Origin of the sequence: Imperialibacter roseus, from assembly GCF_032999765.1 — a bacterium.
In the GTDB taxonomy this organism is placed as follows: Bacteria; Bacteroidota; Bacteroidia; order Cytophagales; family Cyclobacteriaceae; genus Imperialibacter; species Imperialibacter roseus.
The window spans coordinates 573,567-599,676 of record NZ_CP136051.1 but is presented as its reverse complement, the minus strand read 5'-3'; the positions used below and the strand labels follow the sequence as shown (position 1 = coordinate 599,676).

General features: G+C 48.0%; 23 protein-coding genes. 11 read left to right on the top strand and 12 right to left on the bottom strand.

What is annotated here, in order from left to right; all coding sequences use genetic code 11:
- The first annotated feature begins 87 nt into the window (after nucleotides 1-87).
- The gene (locus RT717_RS02545; protein WP_317490178.1) at nucleotides 88-822 is read left to right on the top strand and encodes a ceramidase domain-containing protein; all 735 of its coding nucleotides are present in this window, start codon (nucleotides 88-90) and stop codon (nucleotides 820-822) included.
- On the opposite strand, the gene RT717_RS02540 is transcribed toward RT717_RS02545, so the two are convergent.
- The 5 genes from RT717_RS02540 to RT717_RS02520 form a co-directional block, all read right to left on the bottom strand.
- Nucleotides 801-1,493 (bottom strand): tetratricopeptide repeat protein, encoded by a 693-nt coding sequence (locus tag RT717_RS02540; RefSeq protein WP_317490177.1) that lies wholly within the window; start codon nucleotides 1,491-1,493, stop codon nucleotides 801-803. The two genes, RT717_RS02545 and RT717_RS02540, sit on opposite strands and share 22 nt — an antisense overlap.
- A gap of 152 nt (nucleotides 1,494-1,645) precedes the next feature.
- Complete coding sequence (locus RT717_RS02535) at nucleotides 1,646-3,091, bottom strand: CCA tRNA nucleotidyltransferase (protein ID WP_317490176.1); 1,446 nt, start codon at nucleotides 3,089-3,091, stop codon at nucleotides 1,646-1,648.
- Nucleotides 3,092-3,145: 54 nt separating this feature from the next.
- The gene (locus RT717_RS02530; RefSeq protein WP_317490175.1) at nucleotides 3,146-5,056 is read right to left on the bottom strand and encodes a sensor histidine kinase; all 1,911 of its coding nucleotides are present in this window, start codon (nucleotides 5,054-5,056) and stop codon (nucleotides 3,146-3,148) included.
- 135 nt (nucleotides 5,057-5,191) lie between these two features.
- Nucleotides 5,192-6,271 (bottom strand): dipeptidase, encoded by a 1,080-nt coding sequence (locus RT717_RS02525; RefSeq protein ID WP_317490174.1) that lies wholly within the window; start codon nucleotides 6,269-6,271, stop codon nucleotides 5,192-5,194.
- Nucleotides 6,272-6,329: 58 nt separating this feature from the next.
- Entirely contained in the window at nucleotides 6,330-7,295 is a 966-nt protein-coding gene (locus tag RT717_RS02520; RefSeq protein ID WP_317490173.1) for a S41 family peptidase, read from the bottom strand.
- Nucleotides 7,296-7,380: 85 nt separating this feature from the next.
- Here RT717_RS02520 and RT717_RS02515 point away from each other — a divergent pair, with 85 nt between their 5' ends.
- The 3 genes from RT717_RS02515 (at nucleotide 7,381) to RT717_RS02505 (ending at nucleotide 9,628) form a co-directional block, all read left to right on the top strand.
- On the top strand, nucleotides 7,381-8,907 hold the full coding sequence (locus RT717_RS02515) for an arylsulfatase (RefSeq protein ID WP_317490172.1): 1,527 nt from the start codon (nucleotides 7,381-7,383) through the stop codon (nucleotides 8,905-8,907).
- Nucleotides 8,908-9,172: 265 nt separating this feature from the next.
- Nucleotides 9,173-9,469 (top strand): putative quinol monooxygenase, encoded by a 297-nt coding sequence (locus tag RT717_RS02510; RefSeq protein ID WP_317490171.1) that lies wholly within the window; start codon nucleotides 9,173-9,175, stop codon nucleotides 9,467-9,469.
- A 9-nt stretch (nucleotides 9,470-9,478) separates the two neighbouring features.
- Nucleotides 9,479-9,628 (top strand): hypothetical protein, encoded by a 150-nt coding sequence (locus tag RT717_RS02505; protein ID WP_317490170.1) that lies wholly within the window; start codon nucleotides 9,479-9,481, stop codon nucleotides 9,626-9,628.
- 25 nt (nucleotides 9,629-9,653) lie between these two features.
- Here RT717_RS02505 and cysM read toward each other — a convergent pair whose 3' ends face one another.
- Complete coding sequence (cysM, locus tag RT717_RS02500) at nucleotides 9,654-10,532, bottom strand: cysteine synthase CysM (protein ID WP_317490169.1); 879 nt, start codon at nucleotides 10,530-10,532, stop codon at nucleotides 9,654-9,656.
- Nucleotides 10,529-11,296 (bottom strand): serine O-acetyltransferase, encoded by a 768-nt coding sequence (locus RT717_RS02495; protein WP_394854118.1) that lies wholly within the window; start codon nucleotides 11,294-11,296, stop codon nucleotides 10,529-10,531. The genes cysM and RT717_RS02495 overlap by 4 nt, the downstream gene beginning before the upstream one ends.
- A 250-nt stretch (nucleotides 11,297-11,546) precedes the next feature.
- On the opposite strand from RT717_RS02495, the gene RT717_RS02490 reads away from it, so the two are divergent.
- A complete protein-coding gene (locus tag RT717_RS02490; protein WP_317490167.1) occupies nucleotides 11,547-12,014 on the top strand; it encodes a DUF1440 domain-containing protein in 468 nt (155 codons plus the stop codon).
- Between the two features lie 7 nt (nucleotides 12,015-12,021).
- On the opposite strand, the gene RT717_RS02485 is transcribed toward RT717_RS02490, so the two are convergent.
- A complete protein-coding gene (locus RT717_RS02485) occupies nucleotides 12,022-13,761 on the bottom strand; it encodes a family 43 glycosylhydrolase (protein ID WP_317490166.1) in 1,740 nt (579 codons plus the stop codon).
- Nucleotides 13,762-13,872: 111 nt separating this feature from the next.
- Here RT717_RS02485 and RT717_RS02480 point away from each other — a divergent pair, with 111 nt between their 5' ends.
- Nucleotides 13,873-14,310, top strand: a complete 438-nt coding sequence (locus RT717_RS02480; RefSeq protein WP_317490165.1) for a PH domain-containing protein — start codon at nucleotides 13,873-13,875, stop codon at nucleotides 14,308-14,310.
- A 90-nt stretch (nucleotides 14,311-14,400) separates the two neighbouring features.
- On the top strand, nucleotides 14,401-16,020 hold the full coding sequence (locus tag RT717_RS02475) for a sulfatase family protein (protein ID WP_317490164.1): 1,620 nt from the start codon (nucleotides 14,401-14,403) through the stop codon (nucleotides 16,018-16,020).
- A gap of 9 nt (nucleotides 16,021-16,029) precedes the next feature.
- On the opposite strand, the gene RT717_RS02470 is transcribed toward RT717_RS02475, so the two are convergent.
- Nucleotides 16,030-17,259, bottom strand: a complete 1,230-nt coding sequence (locus tag RT717_RS02470; RefSeq protein WP_317490163.1) for a hypothetical protein — start codon at nucleotides 17,257-17,259, stop codon at nucleotides 16,030-16,032.
- 243 nt (nucleotides 17,260-17,502) lie between these two features.
- Here RT717_RS02470 and RT717_RS02465 point away from each other — a divergent pair, with 243 nt between their 5' ends.
- Complete coding sequence (locus tag RT717_RS02465) at nucleotides 17,503-18,174, top strand: DUF6962 family protein (RefSeq protein WP_317490162.1); 672 nt, start codon at nucleotides 17,503-17,505, stop codon at nucleotides 18,172-18,174.
- Nucleotides 18,175-18,455: 281 nt separating this feature from the next.
- On the top strand, nucleotides 18,456-19,289 hold the full coding sequence (locus tag RT717_RS02460; RefSeq protein ID WP_317490161.1) for a sugar phosphate isomerase/epimerase family protein: 834 nt from the start codon (nucleotides 18,456-18,458) through the stop codon (nucleotides 19,287-19,289).
- Nucleotides 19,290-19,386: 97 nt separating this feature from the next.
- On the opposite strand, the gene RT717_RS02455 is transcribed toward RT717_RS02460, so the two are convergent.
- The 3 genes from RT717_RS02455 to RT717_RS02445 all read right to left on the bottom strand — a co-directional run bounded on the left by RT717_RS02455 (nucleotide 19,387) and on the right by RT717_RS02445 (nucleotide 23,389).
- Nucleotides 19,387-21,864, bottom strand: coding sequence for a TonB-dependent receptor (locus RT717_RS02455; RefSeq protein ID WP_317490160.1), 2,478 nt, complete (start codon nucleotides 21,862-21,864; stop codon nucleotides 19,387-19,389).
- Nucleotides 21,865-21,901: 37 nt separating this feature from the next.
- Nucleotides 21,902-22,807, bottom strand: a complete 906-nt coding sequence (locus RT717_RS02450; RefSeq protein ID WP_317490159.1) for a FecR family protein — start codon at nucleotides 22,805-22,807, stop codon at nucleotides 21,902-21,904.
- A gap of 66 nt (nucleotides 22,808-22,873) precedes the next feature.
- Complete coding sequence (locus RT717_RS02445) at nucleotides 22,874-23,389, bottom strand: RNA polymerase sigma factor (RefSeq protein WP_317490158.1); 516 nt, start codon at nucleotides 23,387-23,389, stop codon at nucleotides 22,874-22,876.
- A gap of 87 nt (nucleotides 23,390-23,476) precedes the next feature.
- Between RT717_RS02445 and RT717_RS02440 the strand changes: the two genes are divergently transcribed.
- Both RT717_RS02440 and RT717_RS02435 read left to right on the top strand, forming a co-directional pair.
- Nucleotides 23,477-24,955, top strand: coding sequence for a DUF4382 domain-containing protein (locus RT717_RS02440; RefSeq protein ID WP_317490157.1), 1,479 nt, complete (start codon nucleotides 23,477-23,479; stop codon nucleotides 24,953-24,955).
- Between the two features lie 33 nt (nucleotides 24,956-24,988).
- Entirely contained in the window at nucleotides 24,989-25,843 is an 855-nt protein-coding gene (locus tag RT717_RS02435) for a DUF4382 domain-containing protein (protein ID WP_317490156.1), read from the top strand.
- Nucleotides 25,844-26,110 lie beyond the last annotated feature (267 nt).

Genomic DNA, 26,110 nt, shown 5'->3' with positions numbered 1-26,110 from the left:
CAACGTCTATTTTGTTCAAATCTTTATGTGTTCGGCACATATACCCGATCAACGGAACGCAAGTTGAAGTAAATGAGGTGATTAACTATGCAGGTAATTGACTTACCCAACAACACTGAACATGCACGGTACTTTGCCAGCCTGCCCGACGGGGGGCCCGTTTACCATGAATTTCATCCTGAGTGGATCATAGTAGAGCCATGGAATGCGATTTCCTCACTGCTTATTCTACTCCCGGCAGTTTATTGGGCATTCAAACTTAACAAGGAGTTAAAGAGCTACCTTTTCCTTGCTTACTGCATGCCGTTGCTGTTTTTGGGCGGACTTGGCAGCACACTCTTTCATGCATTCCGCAATAGTGAGTTTTTCCTATGGCTGGACGTGTTTCCCACAGCCGTCTTAACCATCTCACTCAGCATCTATTTTTGGATCAAAGTATTACCCAGATGGTGGCAGATCGTCTATATCATTGTGCCTGCGGCAGCTGTCAGGTATGGAATGTATTTTATTGTGTCGCCTCATACTGCACTCAATATCTCCTATGCCATTACGGGCACCCTGCTTTTTCTGCCAATTTTGCTATTGCTAAACAAGATAAAGTACCGTTATGCGGGAATAATAGGTGCTTCGATAGCGCTTTTCGTATTAGCGCTTGTTTTCAGGGAACTCGATGCCTGGAAGGAAAATGCACTGCCCATGGGCACGCATTTTCTATGGCACATATCGACCGGTGTAGGCGCATTTTACCTGGCAGAATTCCTTTACAGATTCCGTAGGCTGGAGAATTTAAAAGGCGAGATTTACTTAGAGGCTGCTTCCTGAGCGTTTTTCAAAGCTATTTCAAAATCAGGGGACACCTCCAGCGCTTTATCAAACATGGCTTTGGCTCCAACATTATCGCCCTGAGCCTTAGCAGCCAGCCCCTTGAGGTTATACAAAGCGGCATGCATGCTTACTTCCTGCGTGGTTTCATCTGCTTTAGGAAACACGATCCTGGTCTCCTTCAATTCCGGCTTTGCCAGCAGAATGTCGGCTGACGTGTTTACTTCCACGTAGTGCTTCACCTGTAGCTGAAGAAAAGCCATTTTGTACAGTGTCAAAGGATTGTTTTGTTTCATGTAAAGCGTCTCGTACTGTGCGAGTGCTCTGTCTGGCAAGCCAAGGCTTTCGTAGCAAATAGCAGAAAGCTCCAGCATCAATGGGTTGCCGGGGTTGGCCCGCAGTGCTGCCTGGGTCACGATTGCGGCGGATGAATAATTTTGAAATTCGTAATATAAAAGAGCCAGTGAGTCAAGTAGCGCCGGATTTTTGCTGTCAATGGCAATCATGTTATAAAGCGCCGTTCTGGCTACGGCAGCATCGTTGAACAAAGAGGCCATTTCAAACACTTGCTTGTTTCTTTTGAACTCAGGTGTGGACTGAGGCGAATCCTGAGCAAAGGCTGCGACCACTCCAAAAAGCACCAACATCAACGTACCAACTACTCTTTTCATATTTTTCTTAGTTAATAAGCTTCTTTAACAATCCCGAAATTAACTTCCTCAGTTGAATCACGAAATATTTACCCACGATTTAACAACATTTAACCGATCCTGCTACCTAAATCGATCGGCAGTCGGCCCGGCTACACGATTTAGCCAGTCTGTTAGGTTTTCAACTCCTTTACGGGCTTCAGGCCCATCTTCAACCCTGTTTTCAGCATCAGCTCATAGGCAGGTCCAAATTCATTGCGGATTTCGCCTTCCATGATCGCTTCCTTGATCACTTCCTTGATTTCCCCAATGGGCTTGGAAGGAGGAATGCCAAAGGCCTCCATGATCATTTCGCCTGAAACTGGCGGCTGGAAGTTGCGCACATGGTCTTTGCCTTCTACCTCAGCCATTTTCTGTTCCACCAGTTCAAAATTACTGAGATAGCGCTGTACCCTGTTGTGGTCTTTGCTGGTGATGTCGGCCTTGCACAGCTTCATCAAGTCTTCCACATCGTCTCCTGCTTCGAACAGCAGCCGACGAATGGCAGAATCGGTCACCTCCCTCTTCACCAAAGCGATGGGTCTCAGGTGCAGCCTGACCAGCTTCTGCACATACTTCATTTTTAAGTCCATGGGCAGGCGCATTCTTCTGAAGATCTTGGGCACCATGCGAGCACCCCTGTCTTCGTGGCCGTGGAAGGTCCAACCTACCTTGTCGTTGAAGCGCTTTGTGGCTGGCTTGGCGATGTCGTGCATAATGGCTGCCCACCGTAACCATAGATCGGTGGTGACCTGACTAACGTTATCGAGCACCTTCAGCGTATGAAAGAAGTTGTCTTTGTGCGCCTTGCCATTGATCACCTCCACGCCATAAAGATCCACCATTTCGGGAAACACATATTTGAGAACTCCCGCATGGAACATGAGCTGAAAGCCATAAGAAGGCGGGTTCGACAGAATGATTTTATTAAGCTCGTCCGTTACCCGCTCCATTGAAACAATCTCTAACCGGTGGGCATTTCTGGTAATGCCTTCCATGGTATCGGGAGCAATGTCGAAGCCGAGCTGCGCAGCAAACCTGATGCCCCGCATGATTCTCAGGGGATCGTCTGAAAAAGTGATATCGGGATCAAGCGGTGTTCTGATTGTCTTTTTGCGCAGGTCTTCAATGCCATTGAAAGGATCGACAAGGTCACCAAACCTTTTCTTGTTAAGGCAAATGGCCATGGCGTTGATGGTGAAGTCCCTGCGGTTTTGGTCGTCCTGGAGGGTGCCATCTTCCACAATCGGCTTGCGGCTGTCAGTCCGGTAGCTTTCCTTACGGGCGCCAACAAACTCAAGCTCATACTCGCCCCACTTGACCTGAGCAGTGCCAAAATTTTTAAAAATACTAAGGTTGGATTTGCCCTTCAGGCTGCGGGCCACTTGCTCTGCCAAAGCTATGCCACTCCCAACACACACAAAATCAAGGTCTTTGGATGGACGATCCAGGAAAATATCTCTCACAAACCCACCAACAACGTACGCCTCCACACCCAGCTCGTCTGCAGCTTTACCAACAATGGCAAACACTGGGTCGCTCTCCAAAACGCTGAGTATTTTATTCACATGCTCACCCATGGCACAAAGTTAGCCCATTCTCAAGAAAGAATAGCATAAGTAAGAAAAGCTGTATCAGGCTTTTTTCATATCAAAAAAGAAGGTCGTGCCCTCACCCAGTGCTGTTTCCACTTCCAAACGACTACCCATGTTCTCCACAAATTCGTAGCATAGAAGCAAGCCTAAGCCGGTTCCTTTTTCATCGTTGGTGCCGGATTCTGAATAGTGAGTTTCGTGCTTAAACAGGAGTTTAAGTTTGTCTTCAGAAATACCGACGCCATTATCTTTCACCCTAATCCTCACCAAGTCGCCCATATCTTCCGCCTCCACTGCGATGGCTCCATTGGCTTTGGTAAATTTGATGGCATTGCCCACCAGGTTTCGAAGCACAACAGTTAGCTGAGGAGCATCACCCAATACCATAAGGTTAGCGGCTGACTGGAAGGTGAGGGATATGTTTTTCCTTTCAACAAAAAGCTTGAAATGAGAGGTGATCTCCGCCAGAATCGGTTGAAGCAAAACCGGCTCTATATTGGTTCTAATGCCGTTCATTTGCGTAAGCCCCCAGTGCAGGAGGTTATCGAGTACGTCAAATGACGCATCTACGCTTTGCTTGGCTTCTGGCGCTACTTCCCTGAGCTCTTTCAAGGTTATTTTCTTACTATTCAGCAGGTCCAGAAGCTGTTTCAGATTGGCCACCGAATTCCGCAGGTCGTGGCCAATGATCGAAAAAATCTTCGACTTGGTTGCATTCATTTCTTCCAGCTTTTTTGCCTGGGCAGCTATTTCCCCATTTTTTGCCTGTAGCTCGCTGTTGTGCTGATTCTGAAATTTGGACGCCCTGAACAATGCAAAAGTCAGTGCAATCAGAAGCCCAATGGCTACAAGAGACAGAATGATGTAGTAGTTCTTTGCCCTTGACTCCTGTTCATTAAGCGCCTTTTCCGTTTCAAGCAGTTCTATTTCCCCCTGCTTGCTTTCGAGGTCATACACAGCCTCAATGGACGCAATGATACTTTCTTTGTCAGCGTTATAAGTGCTGTCGCTGATCTCAATATATAGCTTGTAGTTGGTGAGGGACTTCTCATAGTCTCGTTTTCCTTCATACCCTCTGGAAAGCACCATATAAGCCCGCATGGCTATCAGAGACGACCCAAGCTCCTGCCCCATCTCAAGCGTTTCTTTTCCTTTGCGGATGGCTTCATCGTACAACCCCTGCTGAAGATCGATATTGGCGAGGCGCTCAAAGCCAAGTGCCACTATGCGGCGGTTGCCCGTCAGCCTCCCTTCCAGTATGGCTCGCCAATTATAATCCACCGATTGCTCCACGTCGCCCTGATTAAAATGAATGAGTGCTATATGGCTATAAAAAATCGGAATAGATGACCTAAACCCCAGCCGGTTAGCGATCGCCAGGCCACGGGTGCAGTAGTCGAGGCCTTTTTCATAGTCACCAAGAGTGATAGAAATACCTCCAATGTCTCTGTAGGCCTCTATCAGCGGCTTCTCCAGCCCCAATTCTTGTGCTAATGCCTCCGACCGTTGATAATAGGTCAGTGCCATGGTGTAGCTACGTTGTTCAAAAAGGTTTCTCCCGGCAGATAAAACTGCACTGACGAGACCTTCGGAGGGGCCGTACTGTTCGAAAATCCTGATGGCGTCCAAAGCATTTTTCAGCCCGTCAGCGTAGTTTCCCTCCACCCAGTGTGTCCAGCCAAGCTTCTCATATCCCCTCGCCCTGGCATAGTCAAACTCTTGTTGCTCGCCAAGCTCCAATAGTTTTTTGGCATAGAAGAAGCCCGAGTCTACATTAGACAGCATGGCAACATCTGCCTTTGACGAAAGCTCATCGACAATGGATGAATCCGTCTTGTCCGTACCCTGACCAGCACCTCTTTCAGGGAGAAAAAGAGCCAGCAAAAGAAGGCAGACAGTAGACTTACTCAGAAAGATGAACTGTCCAAAATTATCTCTCTTGAAGAACATGAACTATTTGGTTGATGGTGCTTTAAGGCTTGTAACTCCAAATGCTTTTGGGGCACTTAGCTTACAGCTCACAATTTCCATTTTTCTGGTTCGATAAATATATGACTTAAGCACTTTGAATAAAACTTTCGCTCTTCAATCTTTCCCGGCCCAGGCCTTTTGAAGAAACCTAAGCCAGTTTCCGTGCATCACTTGTTCAACTTCATTTTCCGAATAGCCTCGTTTTGTTAGCAAATCTGGCACTGTTTGCAGGTCAGCTATCGTGTTTAAATCGTAAGGGCATTGCTCTTTCCCAAAGGCACCATCCAGATCGGATCCAATGCCTATGTGCAAAGCATTGCCGGCCAGCTGACAAATGTGATCCATGTGGTCAATCATTTTTTCAAGGTTGCAATCCATGGCCCGGGGAGTCGATTGGCCCCGCACCCAGCCGGGCACCATCATCCAGGCGTCGAGCGCTCCCCCTATAACAGCGCCACGACCGATTAGCTCTTTGATTTGCTCGTCGCTGAACTGGCGGTTGTGGTTAACCAGCGCCCGGCAGTTGTTGTGGCTGGCCCACACCGGGCCCTGATAATTATCCAAAGCTTCCCAAAAGCTGTCGTCGCACAAATGTGTGGCATCCAAAATAATCCCGAGCCGCTCCATTTCTTTCAGCAGTTCCCGACCTTTTGGGCCGAGCCCTCCGGTGGCATCGGTGCCCTGGGCATAGCGGCCAGGCCCATAATGCGCCGGGCCCAAAGCTCTGAGACCGTAAGCATACACTCTTTCAAGATGACCCAAAGTAACAATGGAGTCTGCCCCTTCCAAACTCAGGATATAGCCTACTGGCTTGCGCTCATTTGGCTGCCCATTGCCCCACAATGCAATATGCTTATTGAGTAGGGAAAGGTTGGTGATTTGAGTCATTTCACCGGCCTCCTCCATGGCTTTGTACCAGGCCAGCTGCCCTTGCGTTTGCGCCCAGGCTTGCTCAGGCGAATGCCACCCGGGCAAAGGATTGCCACGTGCTACATAACGGGCAATTTGCGTGGCCACCACCAGGCCGATGTTTCCCCGGCGAAGCTCCGGCAGCGAAACCACTGCTTTCGCTCTGTCAGGCTTGTCGGTTAGCCCTTCCTCCCTTTTATTAATGTCAGCTACTGGAAGTCTGATGTCCCTGTTCCATTCCATGGCGTTCATGGACAGGTCAAGGTGGGCGTCGATGGTGAACATAGAGGATTTGAAATTTGTCGATTTCAAATTAGGAATTAGTCCTTGCTTAAAAAAAAAATCAGGAGCCGGAAAGCAGTTCTAAGGCTTTATCAAGCGCACTTTCTTCATCAACCTCCACGTCAGGCTTTATACCGACACCTTCCCAATTGGTCTTTGTTATGGGATTGATGGCCCGACCGACGGGAATGATGGCCACAATTCCTTCTGAAATGGTGTACCGGTTAACCGGATGTGCCCCGCCGCCAGTAGTTTCACCCACAATGGTGGCTCGCTTAAGTGATTGCATGTTGTAAGTAAACTCCTCAGCCGCTGAAAAAGTGTAATCGCTTGTAAGTATCAAAAGCGGCTTACTTTGGAGATCGGGCCCTTCAATCTCCTGCAGGGTGTAAAAATCGGTACTGGAATCGCTGTTTCGGAAATAAAGCGTATTAAGGTGAACAGGCTTGCTTCTATCGAAAAAATAACTGGAGATAAGCTGCACTGCTTCTGGTGAGCCACCACCATTATTTCGAAGGTCAAGAATCACGGCTTTGGCTCCTGACAGCAGCGTCATTTGTTTAGTCAAGTCGGCCCTGAAGGCACTAATCGGGTTATGGAAACCCGTGATTTCAAGGTAGCCTACCTGACCGGCCAACATCCTGGCCTTCCCAAATCCATTAGGGTAACTGGGCACTTCCCTTCGATTGGAAGTGCTTCTGCCTCGGCTACTCAGCCTGATTCGCAAATGTTTGTCGCCGACTACTGACCTCACCTCCTCGTGCAACAAATTGGCCAGCTGTTCGTCAGTCATTTCTCCATCAAACTTCCCTTCCCCCAGGCGTTGGAGCAGGTGGTCACTCATTTGCTCTGCCTTGTCCTCGTAGATGTAATTATCTTTCAGCGCAGTCGCCAGGGCTTTCACCGTCGACTCTACATGAGGGGCTGGCCTGGCGTCGCACGCAAAAGCAACCACTAAAAGACTGAAATAGAAGCATTTGATCATAAGGGTAAATATAAAACCATCTACACTCGAAATGGCCCCCATTCCGGGGGATTTTTTCCCGTCCGGTTACCTTAACGAGAAAAACATAAATTGGCTATATTGGCTCCTCAACACCAAACCATCTATCATGCGGTCTTTCATTATCCTGCTTTGTCTCAGCGCAGTGCTGTTATCTTGTTCAACAACTCCGGAAGAGAAGAAACCCAATATTATTTACATACTGGCTGATGACCTTGGCTATGGCGATGTAGGAGCTTACGGACAAAAGTTGATTCAGACGCCCAATATTGACGCATTGGCGAAGAATGGTATGAAGTTTACCCGCCATTATTCCGGAGCCCCTGTTTGCGCCCCATCGAGGTATGCACTGCTCACCGGGCTGCACATGGGACATTCGTTTATCCGGGGCAACGACGAATGGCGGGAGCGGGGCGCCGTGTGGGATTTTGCTGCCATGCTGGCCGACTCTACCCTGGAAGGGCAGCGCCCGATACCCGACAGCACGCTTACGATGGGCGAAGTAATGCAGCAAGCTGGCTACAAAACAGCACTTATTGGCAAGTGGGGACTGGGGGCACCTGCCTCCGAAAGCACACCTAACACACAAGGCTTCGACTACTTCTGTGGTTATAATTGCCAAAGACAGGCACATAATCTGTACCCCACACATATTTGGGAAAATGAAAACCGGATTTACCTGAACAATGAGTTCATGGCTCCCGGAGAAAAACTGGCAACGGGTTCAGACACACTGGCGGAGTCGAGCTTCGACAAGTTCTACCAGGCTGATTACGCTCCCGGCGTTATGCACGAAAAGGCGCTGGGCTTTTTGCGTGAAAACAAAGACAACCCCTTCTTTCTGTATTATGCTTCTCCTCTGCCGCACTTGCCTTTGCAGGTACCAAAAGAGTACGTGGAAAAGTATCATGCCATTTTTGGTGAGGAGCAGCCCTACCTGGGCAACCTTGGCTACTTCCCTCACCGCTACCCCAGAGCTGCCTATGCTGGGATGATCAGCTACCTGGACGATCAGGTGGGTGAACTGGTCGCAACACTGAAAGAATTGGGGATTTACGAAAACACACTCATCATCTTCACCAGCGACAATGGGCCTACCTACACTGCCGGTGTGGACTTCGAGTATTTCAACAGCACCGGCCCATACACGAATGGCTATGGAAGAAACAAAGGGTTTGTGTACGAAGGGGGAATAAGGGTGCCGATGATTGCCAGCTGGGAAGGCAAAATCAAGCCTGGCACTACCACCGACCTTGCGTCAGTTTTTTACGATGTGATGCCGACATTTTGCGAACTTGTTGGCATAGCCGCTCCTGCCAAAACAGATGGCATCAGTTTTTTGCCCACTTTACTTGGGCAGGGCAATCAGCCTGTGCATGAGTTCCTTTACTGGGAGCTGTTGGAATACACCGGGCAGCAGGCTGTGCAAATGGGCGACTGGAAGGGCGTCAGGAAAGGGATGTTTGAAGGCAACCTTGGCGTTGAGCTGTATAATTTGAAAAGTGATCCACGGGAACAAAATAACGTAGCGGCCGAAAACCCCGAAGTCGTAGCACAGATTGAAGCCATCATGAGCCGGGAGCATGAGCCGGCGGCGACTGAGAAGTTTAAGTTTGAGGCCCTTGGAGAGAAATAGGAAACATGGATGGTAAGCCATCTCGAAAGTGGTGGACGCCGGTCAATTATACATCACAAGGGAGACCCTTGCAATATTAGAGGAAAATAGCAGGAAGTGCCGGTACGTAAGAATAGGCGGCAAAGAAAAGACACAAGACGCTACAAACGGAATTTATGGTTAGCCATGTTTGTAGTGGCGGACGCCAATTGAATAACTATCACAAGGGAGACCCTTGCGATATTGAGGACAGCAAATAACTTATAACCTTACAACACAAATAACTATGAATCAACCACCTATCTACCTCATCGTTACCTGGAAGGTGAAACAAGGCCAGGTCGATACAGTCATCAAACACCTCAGGGAAATGGTTCCGAGGACAAGAGCGGAAGCAGGTAACCTGTTTTACACGCTGCACCAAGGCAAAGACGATGACCACACGATTGCGCTCTACGAGGGCTACAAAGACGAGGCGGCTCTACAGGCCCACCGGGATGCAGACTACTTTAAGGAAATAGTGCTGGGCAAAATTGTGCCGCTGCTGGAATCAAGAGAGGTGTTGCTGGCGCATCCTTTATAAGGTATTAAAATGAAGAGTAGCGCAGATATAGAAAAGGTATCAAAGAAGCTTCAGGTACAGATCGAAAACCTAAAGGATCGTTTAGAAAAGACTGACAAGGCGTCCAAAGAGGCCGTTATTCTCAGAAATGAAATTAAAAGCCTCAAACCCGCCAAATGAGGTAGTAATGAAGTTTTGAGCGCATTCAGCCAAACAAATCTGAGCTCAAATACCTGTCACCCCTATCGCAGGTAATACACACGATCACGCCAGACTCCAGCTCTGAGGCAATTTGCAAGGCGGCATACAAGGCGCCGCCACTGCTCATGCCAGCCATGATGCCTTCCTCTCTGGCCATGCGGCGGGTCATTTCGGTGGCCTGGTCCTGGCTCACGTCCACCACCCTGTCTACTCTGTCGGGTTCAAATATCTTGGGCAGAAACTCCGGCGACCATCGTCTGATCCCTGGAATGCTGGAGCCATCCGTCGGCTGAGTGCCTACGATCTGGATATTTTTGTTCTTTTCCTTCAGGTAGCGGCTTACCCCCATAATGGTGCCTGTGGTGCCCATAGCAGACACAAAGTGTGTCACTTTGCCCTTAGTATCGTTCCAAATCTCGGGGCCGGTGGTTTTGTAATGGCCCTTCCAGTTGTCAGGATTGGCAAACTGGTTGAGGATCGTATAGCCGTCCTCAGCAGCCATTTTCTCCGCCAACTCTCTGGAGTATTCGATGGTTTTGGCGGCTGGTGTTAAGATCACTTTGGCTCCGTAAGCTTCCATCGACAGCACCCGCTCTTTGGTGGAATTGTCCGGCATGATCAGTGTCATGTGCACCCCCATTACCTGGGCAATCATGGCAAGGGCAATCCCCGTATTTCCGCTCGTTGCTTCCACAAGCTTATCACCCGGCTTGATATCGCCACGCTCCAAAGCGCTTTTGATCATATTGTAGGCTGCCCTATCCTTTACACTTCCGCCGGGGTTTTGCCCCTCCAGCTTAGCATATATAGTTACGTTCTTATTGGTTGGGATTTTTTCCAACGCTACTATTGGCGTGTTGCCAATCAAATCGAAAAGCTTCATTGAGCAGATTCTTTGAAGATGAGCAGATCAGTTTCCTCGGTATCGCTATTGTACATGCGGGCCTGGTAGTAGACTTTCGTGTTCGGAGCTACGCTGCGAGTCAGCCACACATTGCCACCAATCACGCTATCATGGCCAATAACGGTTTCGCCACCTAAAATGGTAGCACCAGCATAAATCACCACGTTGTTCTCAATGGTCGGATGTCTTTTTGTCTCCGCATCTTTTTTGTCGACACTAAGAGCTCCGAGGGTTACACCCTGGTATATTTTAACGTGGTCGCCAATGATGGTGGTTTCTCCTATCACCACACCAGTGCCATGGTCGATGCAGAAGTGCTCGCCAACGGTAGCAGCCGGGTGAATGTCAATGCCTGTTTTGCCGTGGGCATGCTCGGTAATGATCCTTGGAATCACCTTCACACCAAGCTTGTGCAATTCGTGCGCAATGCGGTAGGAGGCAATGGCGTAAAAGCCGGGATATGTGCGAATAACCTCACTCTGGCTCTTTGCAGCCGGGTCGCCTTCGTACAGCGCTTTGATGTCGTCGATGATTTTTGAGTGAACTTCTGGCAGCTTATCAAAAAAAAGCTTCGCCACATCTTCCAAATCCACTACGCCCTTCATGGGATTCAACGTGAGCATCTCATCCAACTCAATCTGAAGTTTCTTCAGGTGTATTTCCAGCTCTCTTTGCGACGAAAAAGCCCGCATGGAAAAATCAGGAAACAGCGTTTCCAGCAAGTCCACAAAAAACTGTGACACTCTTTTAGGGCTTGGGCACCTTGGGCACTCCAGATGATCCTTGTATAATTTATCTAGAAATTCCTTCTGCATGATGTATCAAACTGTTTTTTGAGAAAAGGGTTCCCCGCAATTCCATGAAAGGACAGGAATTGTCGCAAATTGGCATTCTGTTGATGCCACTTGACTATGCACCCTTCTTCCGATAGTAGTAAATATCGTGATAATTGTTATTTAACCCAGAACATCCCGCTACTTAAACAAATTCGTTGTGAGCACATCAAACAAGCCATTGAGTAAAGCTATTGTTTTAGCTGGCTTTGCTACAGGCACACTGGATATCCTCTCCGCTTTCGCCAGTGCCTGGATCAGAAATTCCACCACTCCTGCAGCGGTGCTCAAATTCGTTGCCAGTGGTGTTTTTGGTGTTGAAGCGCACTCTGGTGGAGCAATGATCGCAGTTTTCGGCCTGCTATTCCACTATCTGATAGCCTTCTCATGGTCGGTTCTCTTCTTTTTGCTTTACAGCAAGGTCTCAATTTTACGAGCAGGGGTTGTACTTCCGGCGGTGATTTACGGCCTCTGTGTGTGGCTGGTTATGAATCAGGTAGTGCTCCCGCTGTCCAATACGCCTAAGTTCCCTTTCAACCTGACCTCAGCCATCATTGGTTCATGTATACTAATTGTGGCCATTGGCCTGCCAAATGTGTTGCTCGCCAGAAAACATTTTGGTTCCTGACAGGGCATCATTCTACTTTCATGATTTCACCTCTTGGCCCGACGCCCGCCTCGTTGAAAGGCTCTATCTGGAAATAATAGGTTTTGTCCAGGTCCATGGCTGTGAAATAATACTCATTGGCACCGTACACCATCACGCTGTTGTAAAGCTTATCGGGTGCAATCCCTGTGTAAATGTTGTAACCAGTGGCATCGGGCATCTGCTCCCATTTGAGCCAGGCATTGCGGCGTTCACTGTCGCCACGGAGAACGATAAAATGCCGGACAGGTGCTGGAAGTGGCTTGTTCTGCTTACCAAAAACCCGGAAGCCACTAAGCGCAAACTTGCCTGTGGGCATATGAATGTTTTCCATCTTCAGGTAGCGAGCCCTAATGGGCTCACTGAATTCGATGTAGTCGTGAGGCACATCTGTTTTATTTTGTCCCTTGTTAGCAGCCACCTTCCATTTCTTGCCATCCTCTGAAACGTAGATGATGTATTGATGGTAGAAATCAGTGGGCTTGCCAAGGAAGTCAGCGTCCTGATCGGCATAATTGATTTGAATGGCATTCACCTGGCTCACCTCGCCCAGGTCAGTTTGGAACCACTCTCCCTTGTTGCCAGTAGTGGCGCTCCAGTAAGTTTTAATGCTTTCATCCACCGCCTGATTAGGAGCAAAACCTCCCAAAGTAGACGAGACTTGAACAGGCTTATTGTAGTTCAATAGCATCCAGCCGGTAAACCTGCTTTTTAAGTGATCAGCCGGGCCATTTGGTAGGTAGTGAGGATAGTCGCCGAAAGTGGTATTGCAATACAAGATGCCGTCGTCATCAAACCCTGCTGGCCAAATGCCAAGGCGGCGTTCGAAGTTATTCTTCACGCCAATGACTATCGTAGAAACATGCCACCAGTTGCCCGACAAGTCCTGATAGGTGGCACCATGCCCGGCCCCTCTGGCGAACCCTCCCGGCTTGTAGGCAAAAGGATTGTGCGACTGATATGTCCATGGCCCCAGGGGTTTGTCGCTGGTGTAAACTCCGTCGGCATAACCACTAAATTCTGTGCCGGGGGCACCGTATTGCAGATAATACTTACCATTGTGCTTGTTGACCCAGGCACCTTCCATGAAGGGGTCAAGAAAAGTATTGTCGGCATGCTCACCAAAGCGCTCCCAGCCGTGAATGCTGTCATTCACGTGGATCATATCCACTCTTTCTCCAATTGGCTGCAAGGTCTTTCTATCAATTTCTATTCCGTACATAGGGTAAAAGTTGCTGGAGCCGTAGTAGAGATAAATGCGGCCGTCATCATCTTCAAGAAAAGCAGGATCCCAGGCGGCACCCTCAAACTTGTCCACAGCCTCCGTCCAGTCGTCCTCAGTAGGATTGGTACTCATCCAGAGCGGAAACTCTTTTGTATGAGTAGAGCCAATGACAAAGAGCGTATCGCCCAATACGAGTGTGGCCGGAGCGCAAAGCTCATCATAGACATCGTGCCACGTCTTCAGAAATTTACGTGGTACAAAATTCCAGTTGTACATATTGTCGCTCCACCAGTAGCCCCATTGGTTGGTCGAAAAGAGATAGTATTTGCCTTTGAAAACAGTAATGACAGGATCGGCCGTGGCCCGGTGTCTCCCCATTTCACTGAAGTTGGGAATGGGCGTGTAGCCGTAGTCGATATTGATGGGGTTACAGTAAGTTAGCTGTTGGGCATACACAGATAAACTAAAAAAAAGCCCGATGAGCATGACAAAAAGGAATCGCATGGTAGAAGTATGTGTTGCTAAGCAAATGTAAGAAAACGTCGCAACGATCATTTACCTAATTGAATATGAGTTTAACGGTTATATTAGCTATTAGAAATACATTAAGCCGACATGACGTCACTACCGAATAATTACTACTCCTCCCGCAAAAGCTTCCTTGTCTGGCTCATCGTACTGCTACTTGCCTATCTGGGCACAGCTAACATCTATCGGTCTATAGTGTCGATGCACACCAGTTCCATCCTTATCTCTTTGGCTATTTGGATTCCCATCCTAGTCTTCATTCTCACCATATTTTTCGGCACCGGCTATACCATAAAAGACAATATTCTGATTGTAAAAATTGGTCCGTTTACAGCTGACAAGGTCGATATCAGAGACATCTGGACGGCTCACCGCACCTATACCGTGCTGTCGGCACCGGCGAACTCGGTCAAACGACTTAGAATAAAGTACAAAGACGGAGAAGTAGTCATTTCACCCGAAAGGGAAAACGAATTCCTGGCGACCCTGAAGCAGCTCAATCCAACCATCGAAGTGCTTGTTTAAAACTGCCTTACTGCCGATCATCTATTCCACATCTTAGGTTTTTGATCATTATTCCTAAATTGAGTTTTACTCAAGCTTAAACCGCTCCCAATGAAACTCGTTAACCAGCTGATCTTCGGCCTTTTTTTTGCCACTATCCTTTACTCTTGCAGCCCTTCCGCTCCCAAGGAAGTAGAGAAAAAGCGACCCAATATCGTCTTCATCATGTCGGATGATCATGCCTATCAGGCCATCAGTGCTTATTCCAACAAGCTGATTGAAACACCCAACATCGACCGTATTGCCAAACAAGGCATGCTGTTTACCAATGCCAGTGTTACCAACTCCATCTGTGCACCATCTCGTGCCGTTATCCTCACTGGCAAGCACAGCCACCTGAATGGCAAAATCGACAACAACTTCCCGTTTGATACTACCAATGTCACCTTCCCTCAGCTTTTGCAAAAGGAAGGTTACCAAACGGCCATGTTCGGCAAGCTGCATTTTGGCAACAGCCCCAAGGGTTTCGATCAGTACAAAATTCTGCCGGGCCAGGGGGCTTACTATAACCCCGATTTTATCACTAAAAACGAAGGCAATATCAAAGTGGAGGGATATGTAACCGATATCATTACCGACATGACGCTCAACTGGCTGGACAAAGAAAGAGATGCTGAGAAGCCTTTCCTGCTAATGTACCTCCACAAAGCCCCGCATAGGGAATGGCTGCCAGCAGAAAGACACTACACGGAATATATCAACAAAACATTTGAAGAACCGGCTACGCTGTTCGACAACTACGAAGGCCGTGGCTCCGCAGCCAAAGAAGCTGAAATGAACCTGCTCACCCACATGAACTGGGCCGGCGACTCCAAGATCTATCCGGACGTGATGGATGAGCTCGGCATACCTGAAACTGCCAACTGGGACAAAGCCGCTTTCAAAAGAGAAGTAGGCCGCATGAATCCTGAGCAAAGAGCCAAATGGGACGCCGTGTATGGCCCCATGAACGAGGAGTTCAAGAAGAATTACCCCAACATGACCCGGGAAGAGAAGATGAAGTGGCGCTACCAGCGCTACATGCAGGACTACCTGGGCTCCATAGCCTCTGTGGATGAGGGTGTGGGCAAAGTGCTTGACTACCTGGAGCAAAACGGCCTGGCAGAAAACACCATCATTGTTTACACGTCCGACCAGGGCTTTTACCTGGGTGAGCACGGCTGGTTCGACAAACGCTTTATTTACAATGAGTCGTTCAAAACCCCATTGCTGGTGAAATGGCCGGGTGTGGTTCAGCCTGGCACCACCAACACCCAAATGGTGCAAAACCTCGACTTTGCTCCCACGTTGCTATCAGCCGTGGGCGCAGAAGTGCCCGCCGACATGCAGGGTGAGAGCCTGATTCCCCTCCTCAAGGGCGAAAATGATAGCTTCAAACGAGATGCTGTTTACTACCACTACTACGAATATCCGGGTGTGCACATGGTGAAGCGCCACTACGGCATAGTGACCGAAGACTACAAGCTGGTGCATTTTTACTACGATGTGGACGAATGGGAGCTTTACGACCGCAAAAAGGACTTGCAGGAAATGACCAATGTGTACGACGATCCGGCCTATGCCGATGTGGTAAAAGACCTGAAGGAAAAGCTGGCCGGACTAAGGGTGAAGTACAAAGACTCGGAGGAGTTGGATCAGATGTATATTGAAAAATACAAGGAACTCAAGTAAGCCTGCCGATCATAAATGAAACCGGAGCCCAGTGGCAACGGAGAATAGATTCGGAGCGATCTTGAGTGGCTTTGTGGTGTAGTTAACCGGCTCACCCAGGCTCAGGCCTGTAGTTGAGGCCCTGGTATATACATCCTGCTCAAGCAATAGTTGGACCGATAAGTTTGGGTTGATGAAGTAAGATGCCTTTGCCATGAAGGCAAGACCTGGCACAAGCGTTGTGCGCCTTGCTTCATCATACACAAAAACATCAGGAAACGACGAGGAGCCGTACGTTTCCGTCGCCAGGTAAGTGTTACTAAAAATCAGTCCGGCGCCTGCCGACAACTGAAAAGGGGTGCCAACAGCGCTGTAGTAAGGCTTGAGGTGATACATGCCGTATAATTTGTGGCTGCTCTGAAACATGTAAACGGATGTTCTGATCTCGTAACCATTCCTGCTGCCGTACAAGTTGACCACATCGCCATACTCATTCTGGAAGTCATAACCCACTTCGAGTGTATCGCTGAGCGAGTAAGAAACGCCTATTCTAAATATACCATCATGCCCTCTTCTGCTGTCACCATACTTGCTGTCAAACTGCAAAGGGGTGTAGTTCTTTTCGATTTTTCTAACCATGCCGGTTAGCCCAAGCCCGTAGGAAAGGCCAAAGTGAAACCGGGGGCTATACTGCGGATGCCGTCTCGCAATTGGCGTCTCAGTGAAGCTATAGTTACGAAGCCTTCTCTTACCCTTTTCCGATGGCCTTATCAAATGCAAATCCTGGTTGGTAAATCTTGTAAGCCGGTCTATCGGAACCTGGAAGGCAGCCTTATCTCCCTCAACCTCATAATCAAGATGAACACCTTTGGCTCCATCCACAATACCCGCTACTATGCCTACCGGCGTAACAAACAGCACAGACCCCACCACCAGGTCGAATCCCCGACCAAAGTAGCCGGGTTCGTTGCTAAACACGTAGGTGGCCCACAATGACTCCCCAACTAGTGCCCCCCAACCAAACCCTCTCCAGAAACTACCTTTTTTGAAATAAGCAATCCTGGCAATTTCTTCAGCCCTTAACTCCTCCACCAACAGTTCATCTCGTTGTTGAAAATGAAGAAGTCCGTTTTCCTTATCGAGATCAAGTAAAAAACCTGCAACCTCGGTTCCATCTGTCTTGATGGCTTTTAGCAACACAACTTTCCGGTCATCAACAGGTAAAGCAGACTGACCAAACGCAGCGCAGCTACGCCACATAGCGACACAAAAAAAGACGCATTGAGTAAACGTGTGTTTATACATTTTAGGGAGAAACTAATGAAAAAGTCACTGGAAATTAATCATTAGCCATAAATAAAAGCCGTTTAGCGAAAAAATAAAATACTAGCATAATCGATCTCACATACATTATCGGGCGCAACTCACCAAAGCAGAAGATTATGGAACTAAAGCCCGAAAGGGCCGTTATTAAGTCAATAGGATTGCCGAAATATGGAGGCTATGAATACCATTCATCTGTTTGGACTTAGAATAGATGAGCCCATTGTTACCATCACCGATCTGCTGGTATCGGCGCTGTGTATTTTTTATTTCTACAAGCTTCAAAAATCGGGGAAGACCGGGAAAGTGTTCATCTGGTTCAAGTACTACTTTCTCCTGATGGGCATTGCCACAGCGCTCGGCGGCTTACTTGGGCACGCTTTTCTCTACGCCTTTTCCTTTGGCTGGAAGCTGCCCGGCTGGATCATCAGCATGTTCGCCATTATGCTGATAGAAAGGGGAACTATTGAGCATTCAGGGGTGCTTTTTAAGGAGTCGGCAGTGAAGGTGCTGAAAGTGATCAACATCCTTGAGTTGCTCACTTTCCTTTGCCTCACCATTTTCACACTCAATTTTTTCTTTGTAGAATTCCATTCCGGCTATGGCTTGATGCTCGTGGTGTTGTCGTTTGAAGGCTACCTCTACCTGAAAACCAAAAATGCCGCCAGCAAAAACATGCTCATCGGTATTGCCTTTGCGGCAGCGGCGGCATTGGTCTTCATGAACAAGCTGTCGCCCCACCAGTGGTTCAATCATTTGGCGCTTAGTCACGTGCTGATGGCTGCGGCTACCTTCTTTATTTATAAGGGCGTGCAAAAAATTGAGGTGAAATCCAGTAAAGTGCTGGCGTAATTTGACCATTTGTACTTTCCGCCGCCCATGAGTGAGTGCCCGGTTGAGCTACAGCTTTGGGTGTTTGCAGGAAATCGAGTCCTCCCTCCTGATAATTAGCATTTCTACACTCAGGGAAAGTTGCTTTCTATTCGCTTCTCAAAAGTGAAAGGTTCGAAATTTACTCAAGCCTAAGTTTGCATAGGAGGATTTTTATCATCAAACCTGATTCAACATATAAAATCTATAGCCCTTTCCCCTTCAATCCCTTATATTTAAATTCTACTTAAACTTTTGATCAGATGACATTGAATAGAAAAGACTTTCTGCGTACTGCAGGTCTGGCGGGAGCCGGAATGATTCTCGCCCCTCACTTGAGCTCCTCCAAACCGGCCAGAGCCAGCAAATACACCTTTCAGCTTGGCCTTGCCAGCTACACCTTTCGTGAATTTTCGCTGGATACCACAATAGAATACACGAAGAGACTTGGCATTTCCAAGATTGCATTAAAAAGCATGCACTTGCCGCTAGACTCGTCAGAAGCAGACATCAAGGCAGCTGCCAAGAAAATAGCCGATGCCGGCCTTGAGTTGTACGGCGCCGGCGTTATCTACATGAAAACGGAAGCAGAAGTGAACCAGGCGTTTGCTTACGCAAAAGCGGCAGGCATGAAAATGATCATTGGCGTGCCGAACTACGACTTGCTGCCGTTGGCGGAGAAAAAAGTGAAAGAAACTGACATCAAACTGGCCATCCACAACCATGGTCCCGGAGATGACCTTTACCGCAGCCCCAAGGACGTTTACGAAAAAGTGAAAGGGCTCGACAAGCGTATTGGCCTTTGCATGGACATTGGCCATGTGGTGCGTATTGGGGAAGATCCCTCTGTGTGGGCTGAAAAATTCAAGGATCGGATTTACGACATCCACCTTAAAGACGAAGACAAAGCTCAGGAAGATGGCAAGCCGCTTGAAATCGGCCGTGGTGTGACTGACATACCAGCTTTCCTGAAGACGATGATCAAAGTTGGATACGCCGGCTATATGTCGCTGGAATATGAGAAAGACGGCAAAGATCCGCTGGCGGGTGCTGCTGAGTCCTTCGGCTATGTGAGGGGAGTGCTTAAAGTGATTTAACAGAAATTTCTCGTAGTTGCCACATCTGGATATGTTTGACTTTCCCGGTGTGGTAACTTTTTTTCTAGACTGCTTATCAAAACCGGCCTTCCGTTGATTAGAAAAATACCCTGAACATCATGTTGGGTGTAAGCTTTAACCCAGCCTGGTTGATAGTTTCCAGGTTTCCGGCGGCAATGCGGTAATAGGTTCCTAACACATTTTTGTACGCCGACAGGTTCCAGATAGAAAACCCAGCCTGACCTCGCACACCTGCCCTCAAATTAAAGTTATATCTGGCTGACAAGTCAATGCGGAAGTAAGGGCTGACTCTGGCTGCGTTGGGGAGGTCGTAGCTGATAGTCCCATTAACTATTGGGCTGGAGGCATTTACAGCCGTATAAGGTCGGCCTGAGTGCCAGCTAAGGCTAGTGGACGCTTGAAAACTATCCCTGGTATAGCCCGCACCAATCGTTAGGTTGTGCAAAATATCAAGGTTATTGGGAAAGGCGCTTACCGACAGTTGAGGAAAATCATATCGATTTTTAGCCACAGCATAACTCGTCCAGGCAGAAAGCTCTTTAAAGTCTCTTTTCACCAGCACGTCCACACCAAACACCTGATAACTACCATTTGACCTTAGGTACTGGAACTGGTTTTGGAACCCCTGGCTGGAGGTAATGATACCTTTGACCAGTTTTAAATATGGCTCTGCACTAATCAACCACTTGTCGGGAGAATACAGCAAGCCCACCGAAGCCTGCTTGCTGCGAATAAGCGGAATGCCCACTCCATTGGAAAGAACCCATCTTCGTTTCTCGACACCTAAAAAGTCGTTTTGCAAATCGATCACCTGGGTAGTAAACTGGCTTTTTTGTTCAGCCAGCAGTTCAAGTGCAACATTTTCGGCCAGCTTCTGATGAATGGAAAGGCGAGGCTCCAGGGTAAATTGATCGAGCGTAGAGTAGTAGTTGGCACGAAGCCCTCCACTTATGTTGGTGTTGTTTGATGGCGTAGAGTGATTGACATTAGCAAACAACACCTGGCTTCTGTTAACCTCCTTTACATACCTTCTGAAAGCTGGGTTATTCAGCAATTCCAAATTACCAATGCCTACCTCTGTAAGTTGCACACCTCCCGTTACATCAGTGGTTTCATTAATAAGCAGTCTGGTATCGATTTTGAAACCGACATCCAGCACTTCATTTTCTTGCTCTAGCCGTTGGTTATTGGGAATGTTGTTGTTAACGCCCCTGAGCTTGTACCACGACACAGGCACACTTAGCGTTGATTTCACCGACGGACTCCACTCTTTTTCATACCGAATGCCTGAAGCTATACTCTGCTGGGTAAGGCTACTTGCCTTTGACTCCCTTACCCCATTTACTTCAGCATTTTCAGTGTAGGTCAGGTCGTTAAAAATTTGCAGGAAGCTGAGACTTAGCTCGTCGCCTTCTGAAATCTGGTAGTTAATTTTTGCCGTTAAATCGTAAAAATAGAAGTCTTCGTTGCTATTCAGCAGGCTATCTCCGGCCGAAACCCTGGCGACGTCGGTGTTGCGAAATGCCCGGTCAAAATAGTTGTCGTAAGTAGGCGTTCTGACAATATCAGCCATCGACCTGCGCCCGGCCACACTTATGGAAGCCCTGGAAGATAGTGGCGCAGTAAGGTAGCCGTCGGCACTTAGCAGATTGATGCCACCGCCACCACTCCACTCTTCGGCCACTTTGTCGTCGGGTTTGATCTCGATGGTACCTGAAACTCCTTCTCCCAAACGAGCGCCGGTGCCATTTTTTGTCAGGATTACCTTGTCAACGAAATAGGGATTAAAGGCAGTGATAAGGCCATAAAAATGACTGGACTGATACATTTTTATATCGTCCCAAAGTATCAGGCTTTGATCGTTAGTCCCGCCTCTAATGTTGATATCGGAAACCGACTCGTTGGCGCTTTGTATGCCCGGCAAAGCCTGCATAGTATACAGCACATCGGGCTCGCTCATGCCGGGCAGCACCTGCAATTCCCGGGTTTTCACCTCAAATGCCCCTGAAACGGTTTTTCCCACTCCGCCAACAAGGTAATTGGAGATAAGAACCTCTTCAAGCTCCACTGTTTTGGCTGCGAGACTGATGATCAGACAATCCGTAACTTTTTTTTTAGCCAGATCTATTTCCAGGGGTTGATAGCCCAGGTGCCTTACACGCAAAACGGATTCTGGTCCCTCAAGCGCTAACTCAAAATATCCTTCCACATTGGTAACAACCGAAGTTGACAGATGGCTTACGACGGCCGACGTCACGGGCTCGCTGGTTCCCACGTCTTTCAGGTAGCCACAGATCACCCTGGCGGTGGTCTCCAACTTTCTTATAGCAACAAATCGATCATCCAATTGCTCGAATTCCAGGTCGGTGGCCTGTCGCAGGTACGACAGACACTGAGCCAGGCTTAAGGCATCATCCGGAAGATCAACATAGAGGTGGGCAACATTTTTATCTGCATAGGAAAATGCAATTTCATACCTGGCCTCAAGAATTTTGAGAACTGATAATAACGGCTGCGCATCTTCTTTTTGCTGGCCAAAAATGTGTGCTGCCAAAAAAAGGAGTGGTAGAAGGAGAAAAAATTTTACTTTTCTATTGATCACCAGACAAACGAACCAGGTTCTCTTCACGGTCAAACTTTATATTGAGCGGAAGCGTGATTGACTTCAGAGCAAGATTTATGTTGTCATGCGTAAAGCTGCCAGTAAACATTTGATTGGCATCCACACGAACCAGTTTTACCTTAACGCCATACTGCCTTTCAAACTCCTCCACCACCTGACTATACGGCACACTTTCAAATCTGCTTTCGTTACCTAACCAACCCGGGCTATCGTCGGCACCTAACTCCAAAGCCGCTGACAAACCGCCTATCAAACGCCACCCCTGGCCTTTTTCTAATATTTGCTCGGTGCCTTTTGACCGAACTTTCACCGTTCCTTCATAGCATTGCACTTCAAAATACCCTGTTCTGCTCTTCACATTGAACTGTGTGCCCACAACAGTGACTGTACCTGACGAGGTCTTCACATCGAAACGGGAGCCGTGAGAGACTTTAAAGAATCCTTCGCCACTTAGTTCAACTACTCTGGCTTTGTTCCACCCGCTTTTACTGTAGGTGAGGCTTGAGGCTTTGTTCAGTGCAACCTCCGAAGAATCAGGCAGATAAGTGGTGGTTTTCGTGGCCGCCAGTACCCTGACCGTCTCATCTCTCAACAAGAGATAGCCTATGACAAGTGCTGCGCTGAGCACTAGTAGCAAAGAGGCCGCAACCTTTAGAAAATTTCGTTGCCACATGGCGACAACTCCGACCTGGCGAGGAGCGATAGGCAATCTTTTCTCCTCGGCCTCAACATCGTAATCAGGAGCTTTCATCCGTTGCAAAAAACCTTCAGTTCGCTGCAGCTTTCGATACGTTTCGGTTTTCTCGAACGACAACCGTTCCGACTCCGAAAGCGTTTCGGCCAGCCATTTTTTCACCAAGTCTTCTTCGTCCATAATTTTTACTTCTTAATAAAAACAGATGAATGCAAGAATCTCCTACCTGCCACATTTTTTGCACAATCAAAAATCGCCCAGCTGCTCCCTTATAATTTTGTATGCTGTGTATATCCTCTTCTCAACTGCCTTGCGACCTATACCCAGCATGTCGGCAATTTCCTGATGCTTTTTTCCTTCTACCCGATTCAACATAAAAGTCACCCGCTGATCCTCGGTCAAGCTTTCGAGCGCAGCATGAAGTCGCTGCCTGTATTGCTCTTCCTCCATTGCAAATTCAGGCGACTCAATTGTGTATCGCTTTGCTTCTGCCGTCTCCTGATACCGTAACGCTGTCTTTCTTTTTGCCAGCTCATTTAACATTTGGTTGTTGGCCACTGTAAAAAGGAAGGCCCTGGCCTTTTCAGGTGGTACGTTTTTGCAGTTATTCCATAATTTCACAAAAGCTTCCTGCACAATATCTGCAGGATGGTTTCCGGCACCGTACTTATAGTAGAGAAAATCATGAAGGTCTTTTGAGAGCGCTCTGAAAAGTGTTTTAAACCTGCCTTCATCACAAACATTTCGCTTCTCATGGCTCATATGAACCCCAATTTAACAAAGTTTAGGTTTACCGGTAGGAGTTTTCAGTGTCAGCCGGTTTAATTACCGAAAGCAGGGCAAAATCCTATGCAGAGACAAATTACATTTTTGAAGCAGTTCATTGTATTAATGAGCCTGGTGATATCGGCGATCTCCTGCCAGGAGCCTACTGAGGATATTACGGAGCCCGGCAAAGAAGCGGCTTTCACCAAAGGATCGACCCTCGGGCAGCTGCTGCAAAAAATGTCGCTAAAGGATGGCTCCGACGATAATGTAATAGACAATGCCAGTTGTCTGACGCTGGTGCTACCGGTAAAAGGAAGCTTCAGAGGAAAGGCATTTACTGTTAGCAAAGAGGCTGATTTAGCTGTTTTACAGGACATATATTATTTAAATCCTTACCAGTCAGACCGTTTTCTTTTAGACTTCCCCTTGCGTGTGATCAAATCCGATCACACGGAGGTGGCAGTTTCCAGCCAGGAAGAGCTGGACGTGCTGGCTGCCCTGTGCGTTGGCAACGGACTTGACGACGACATCGAGTGTGTCGACATCGAGTATCCGATCTCCATGGCCACCTACGACCTGCAAAATCAGATTGCCGACATCCGAACAGTAGCCGACGACGCCTCTCTTTTTCAGCTTTTAAATGAATTTAATAACGACGACCTTCTTTCTATCCAGTTTCCTATCCAGGTTGCCACCAGCATAGGGGCGCAAGTGATTGAAGGCAATACTGCGCTACAAAATGCATTTGACACAGCGCAGGACACCTGCGATGAGGGCGATAGAGTCTTTTACAATACAGGCCTGCCACTTGCCACGGGAAAGCTGGAGCTGTTGTTAACTGATGCCCCCTTCCCAATTGATTTGATTGAAGAAGCCAACGTCACAATAGTCAAAATTGAAGTGAAAACCGGCGATGCAAATGACACCATACCTTTTATTACAGTTTTTAACGAGCCGACAACCTTCAATTTGCTCGACTTGAGTAATGGCATCACCGCAAAGCTCAGTGAAACAGCATTGCCGGTTGGCTCCTATTCATTCTTTAGCGTATACGTTAGCGAGGGAAGTGTGCTACTGAAAGACGGGCGACTATTCGATCTCAAAATCCCATCAGGCGACAAGAGCGGCATTAAGGTAAAACCAGCCTTTGATATTGAAATAGAAGAGGGTGAAAGTGCCAGCTACTTACTGGACTTTGACGTTAGCAGCAGCTTTGTGGTGAGAGGCAATTCAAACACTCCTGCGGGCATCAACGGGTTCAACTTCAAGCCAGTCATCCGGACTTCCAATCAGCATTCTACCGGCACTCTTTCTGGTACCGTTAACGACCAGAACGGCGCCGTTCTGTCCGGAGCCCAGGTCGCCCTGTTTGCAGCCGACACACTTCACACAACAGCACTGAGTGGTGAGGATGGCAAGTTTACCATTCTCGGCCTGACCCCGGGAGGTTATCAGGTTCAGGCAGAGTTAATCGACCACGAAACCTCAACACTTGACGACTTATTGATCGAAAAAGGAAAAGAAACTACAGTTACTATCAATCTGACTAACATTAATTAAATCAGTTATTCTTTTACAACAAAACAAAAATTCATGAGAGCGAAGAAGATTTTATTACCATTTATTGCCATGGCTATTATTGCCGGACTTGTGGGATGCAACAACGATGGCGACTCGGGCGGAACCGGACAGTTGGTAGTAAAAATGACAGATGCACCTTTTCCAAGCGATTTGGTGAGCGAAGCAAACGTAACTGTTACTAAAATTGAGGCCAGACAAAAAGGCGGAGACTCAGAAAGCGCATTTATTACCATCATGGAAGACGAGGTATCAGCCAATCTATTGGATCTTACGAATGGAGTGACTGAAAACCTGGCCGACGTCGAAATTCCCGAAGGTACTTATGATCTCATCAGGGTGTATGTGGCCGATGCCACTGTGGTATTAAAAGACGGCACATCTTATGACCTGAAGGTGCCCAGCGGCTCTTCCTCGGGAATTAAAATATTTGTAAAACCAGGTATAGAAGTAGCGGGGGGGCTAACTGCCGAACTACTGCTGGACTTCGACGTGGCCAGCTCCTTTGTAGCCAAAGGCGACGCCAGTTCACCGTCTGGCATCACCGGGTTCAACTTCAAGCCTGTTATCAAGGCCTCCAACCAATCTTTTGCCGGTCGGCTGGTGGGTGCTGTAACAACCGAAGTGGAAGGGGAAACGGAAACTGAAATCATCGCATTGGGGGGAGCCACGGTATCGGTTTATGCCGCCGACACGCTCAATACCACGGCTATTACAGCCGAAGATGGTACCTACACCGTGCTTGGCTTACAGGCTGGCCTCTACAACGTAACTGTGGAATTGCAAGGATATGCAGCCAATACCTCCGAGGGGGTGGAAATTGTGGCAGCTAATGCAACCACACAAGATTTTGTACTCAACCCCGAATAAAAAGAAGTTTAAGATGCCGTATTAGTGCGGTAAATCTCTTAGGTTAGAGGGGAGGCGAGCTTTTAGGCTTTGCTTCCCTTTTTTTGTTGCCAAGCCCAGCCACCATTGCTTTCTGCCACAAATAAACGAGCTTCTAATTGAGGTGGAATAGCGTACCTGCAACGACCTTCAACGCAGAAACGGTTTTTCTACCAGCATAACGCATCAGCATTAACTTTGGCTATCTTTATATTTACAAAAAGAAAATTCACCACCCCTCACCGAACG

Excerpts from the sequence above, each read along its gene's own strand:
- RT717_RS02465 (WP_317490162.1), top strand. The coding sequence starts at position 17,503 with ATGAATACCATTCATCTGTTTGGACTTAGAATAGATGAGCCCATTGTT.
- RT717_RS02535 (WP_317490176.1), bottom strand. The coding sequence starts at position 3,091 with ATGGGTGAGCATGTGAATAAAATACTCAGCGTTTTGGAGAGCGACCCA.
- RT717_RS02520 (WP_317490173.1), bottom strand. The coding sequence starts at position 7,295 with ATGGGGGCCATTTCGAGTGTAGATGGTTTTATATTTACCCTTATGATC.
- RT717_RS02540 (WP_317490177.1), bottom strand. The coding sequence starts at position 1,493 with ATGAAAAGAGTAGTTGGTACGTTGATGTTGGTGCTTTTTGGAGTGGTC.
- RT717_RS02525 (WP_317490174.1), bottom strand. The coding sequence starts at position 6,271 with ATGTTCACCATCGACGCCCACCTTGACCTGTCCATGAACGCCATGGAA.
- RT717_RS02530 (WP_317490175.1), bottom strand. The coding sequence starts at position 5,056 with ATGTTCTTCAAGAGAGATAATTTTGGACAGTTCATCTTTCTGAGTAAG.
- RT717_RS02505 (WP_317490170.1), top strand. The coding sequence starts at position 9,479 with ATGAAGAGTAGCGCAGATATAGAAAAGGTATCAAAGAAGCTTCAGGTA.
- RT717_RS02510 (WP_317490171.1), top strand. The coding sequence starts at position 9,173 with ATGAATCAACCACCTATCTACCTCATCGTTACCTGGAAGGTGAAACAA.
- RT717_RS02545 (WP_317490178.1), top strand. The coding sequence starts at position 88 with ATGCAGGTAATTGACTTACCCAACAACACTGAACATGCACGGTACTTT.
- RT717_RS02450 (WP_317490159.1), bottom strand. The coding sequence starts at position 22,807 with ATGGACGAAGAAGACTTGGTGAAAAAATGGCTGGCCGAAACGCTTTCG.
- RT717_RS02480 (WP_317490165.1), top strand. The coding sequence starts at position 13,873 with ATGACGTCACTACCGAATAATTACTACTCCTCCCGCAAAAGCTTCCTT.
- RT717_RS02460 (WP_317490161.1), top strand. The coding sequence starts at position 18,456 with ATGACATTGAATAGAAAAGACTTTCTGCGTACTGCAGGTCTGGCGGGA.
- RT717_RS02435 (WP_317490156.1), top strand. The coding sequence starts at position 24,989 with ATGAGAGCGAAGAAGATTTTATTACCATTTATTGCCATGGCTATTATT.
- RT717_RS02445 (WP_317490158.1), bottom strand. The coding sequence starts at position 23,389 with ATGAGCCATGAGAAGCGAAATGTTTGTGATGAAGGCAGGTTTAAAACA.
- cysM (WP_317490169.1), bottom strand. The coding sequence starts at position 10,532 with ATGAAGCTTTTCGATTTGATTGGCAACACGCCAATAGTAGCGTTGGAA.
- RT717_RS02475 (WP_317490164.1), top strand. The coding sequence starts at position 14,401 with ATGAAACTCGTTAACCAGCTGATCTTCGGCCTTTTTTTTGCCACTATC.
- RT717_RS02485 (WP_317490166.1), bottom strand. The coding sequence starts at position 13,761 with ATGCGATTCCTTTTTGTCATGCTCATCGGGCTTTTTTTTAGTTTATCT.
- RT717_RS02515 (WP_317490172.1), top strand. The coding sequence starts at position 7,381 with ATGCGGTCTTTCATTATCCTGCTTTGTCTCAGCGCAGTGCTGTTATCT.
- RT717_RS02440 (WP_317490157.1), top strand. The coding sequence starts at position 23,477 with ATGCAGAGACAAATTACATTTTTGAAGCAGTTCATTGTATTAATGAGC.
- RT717_RS02470 (WP_317490163.1), bottom strand. The coding sequence starts at position 17,259 with ATGTGGCGTAGCTGCGCTGCGTTTGGTCAGTCTGCTTTACCTGTTGAT.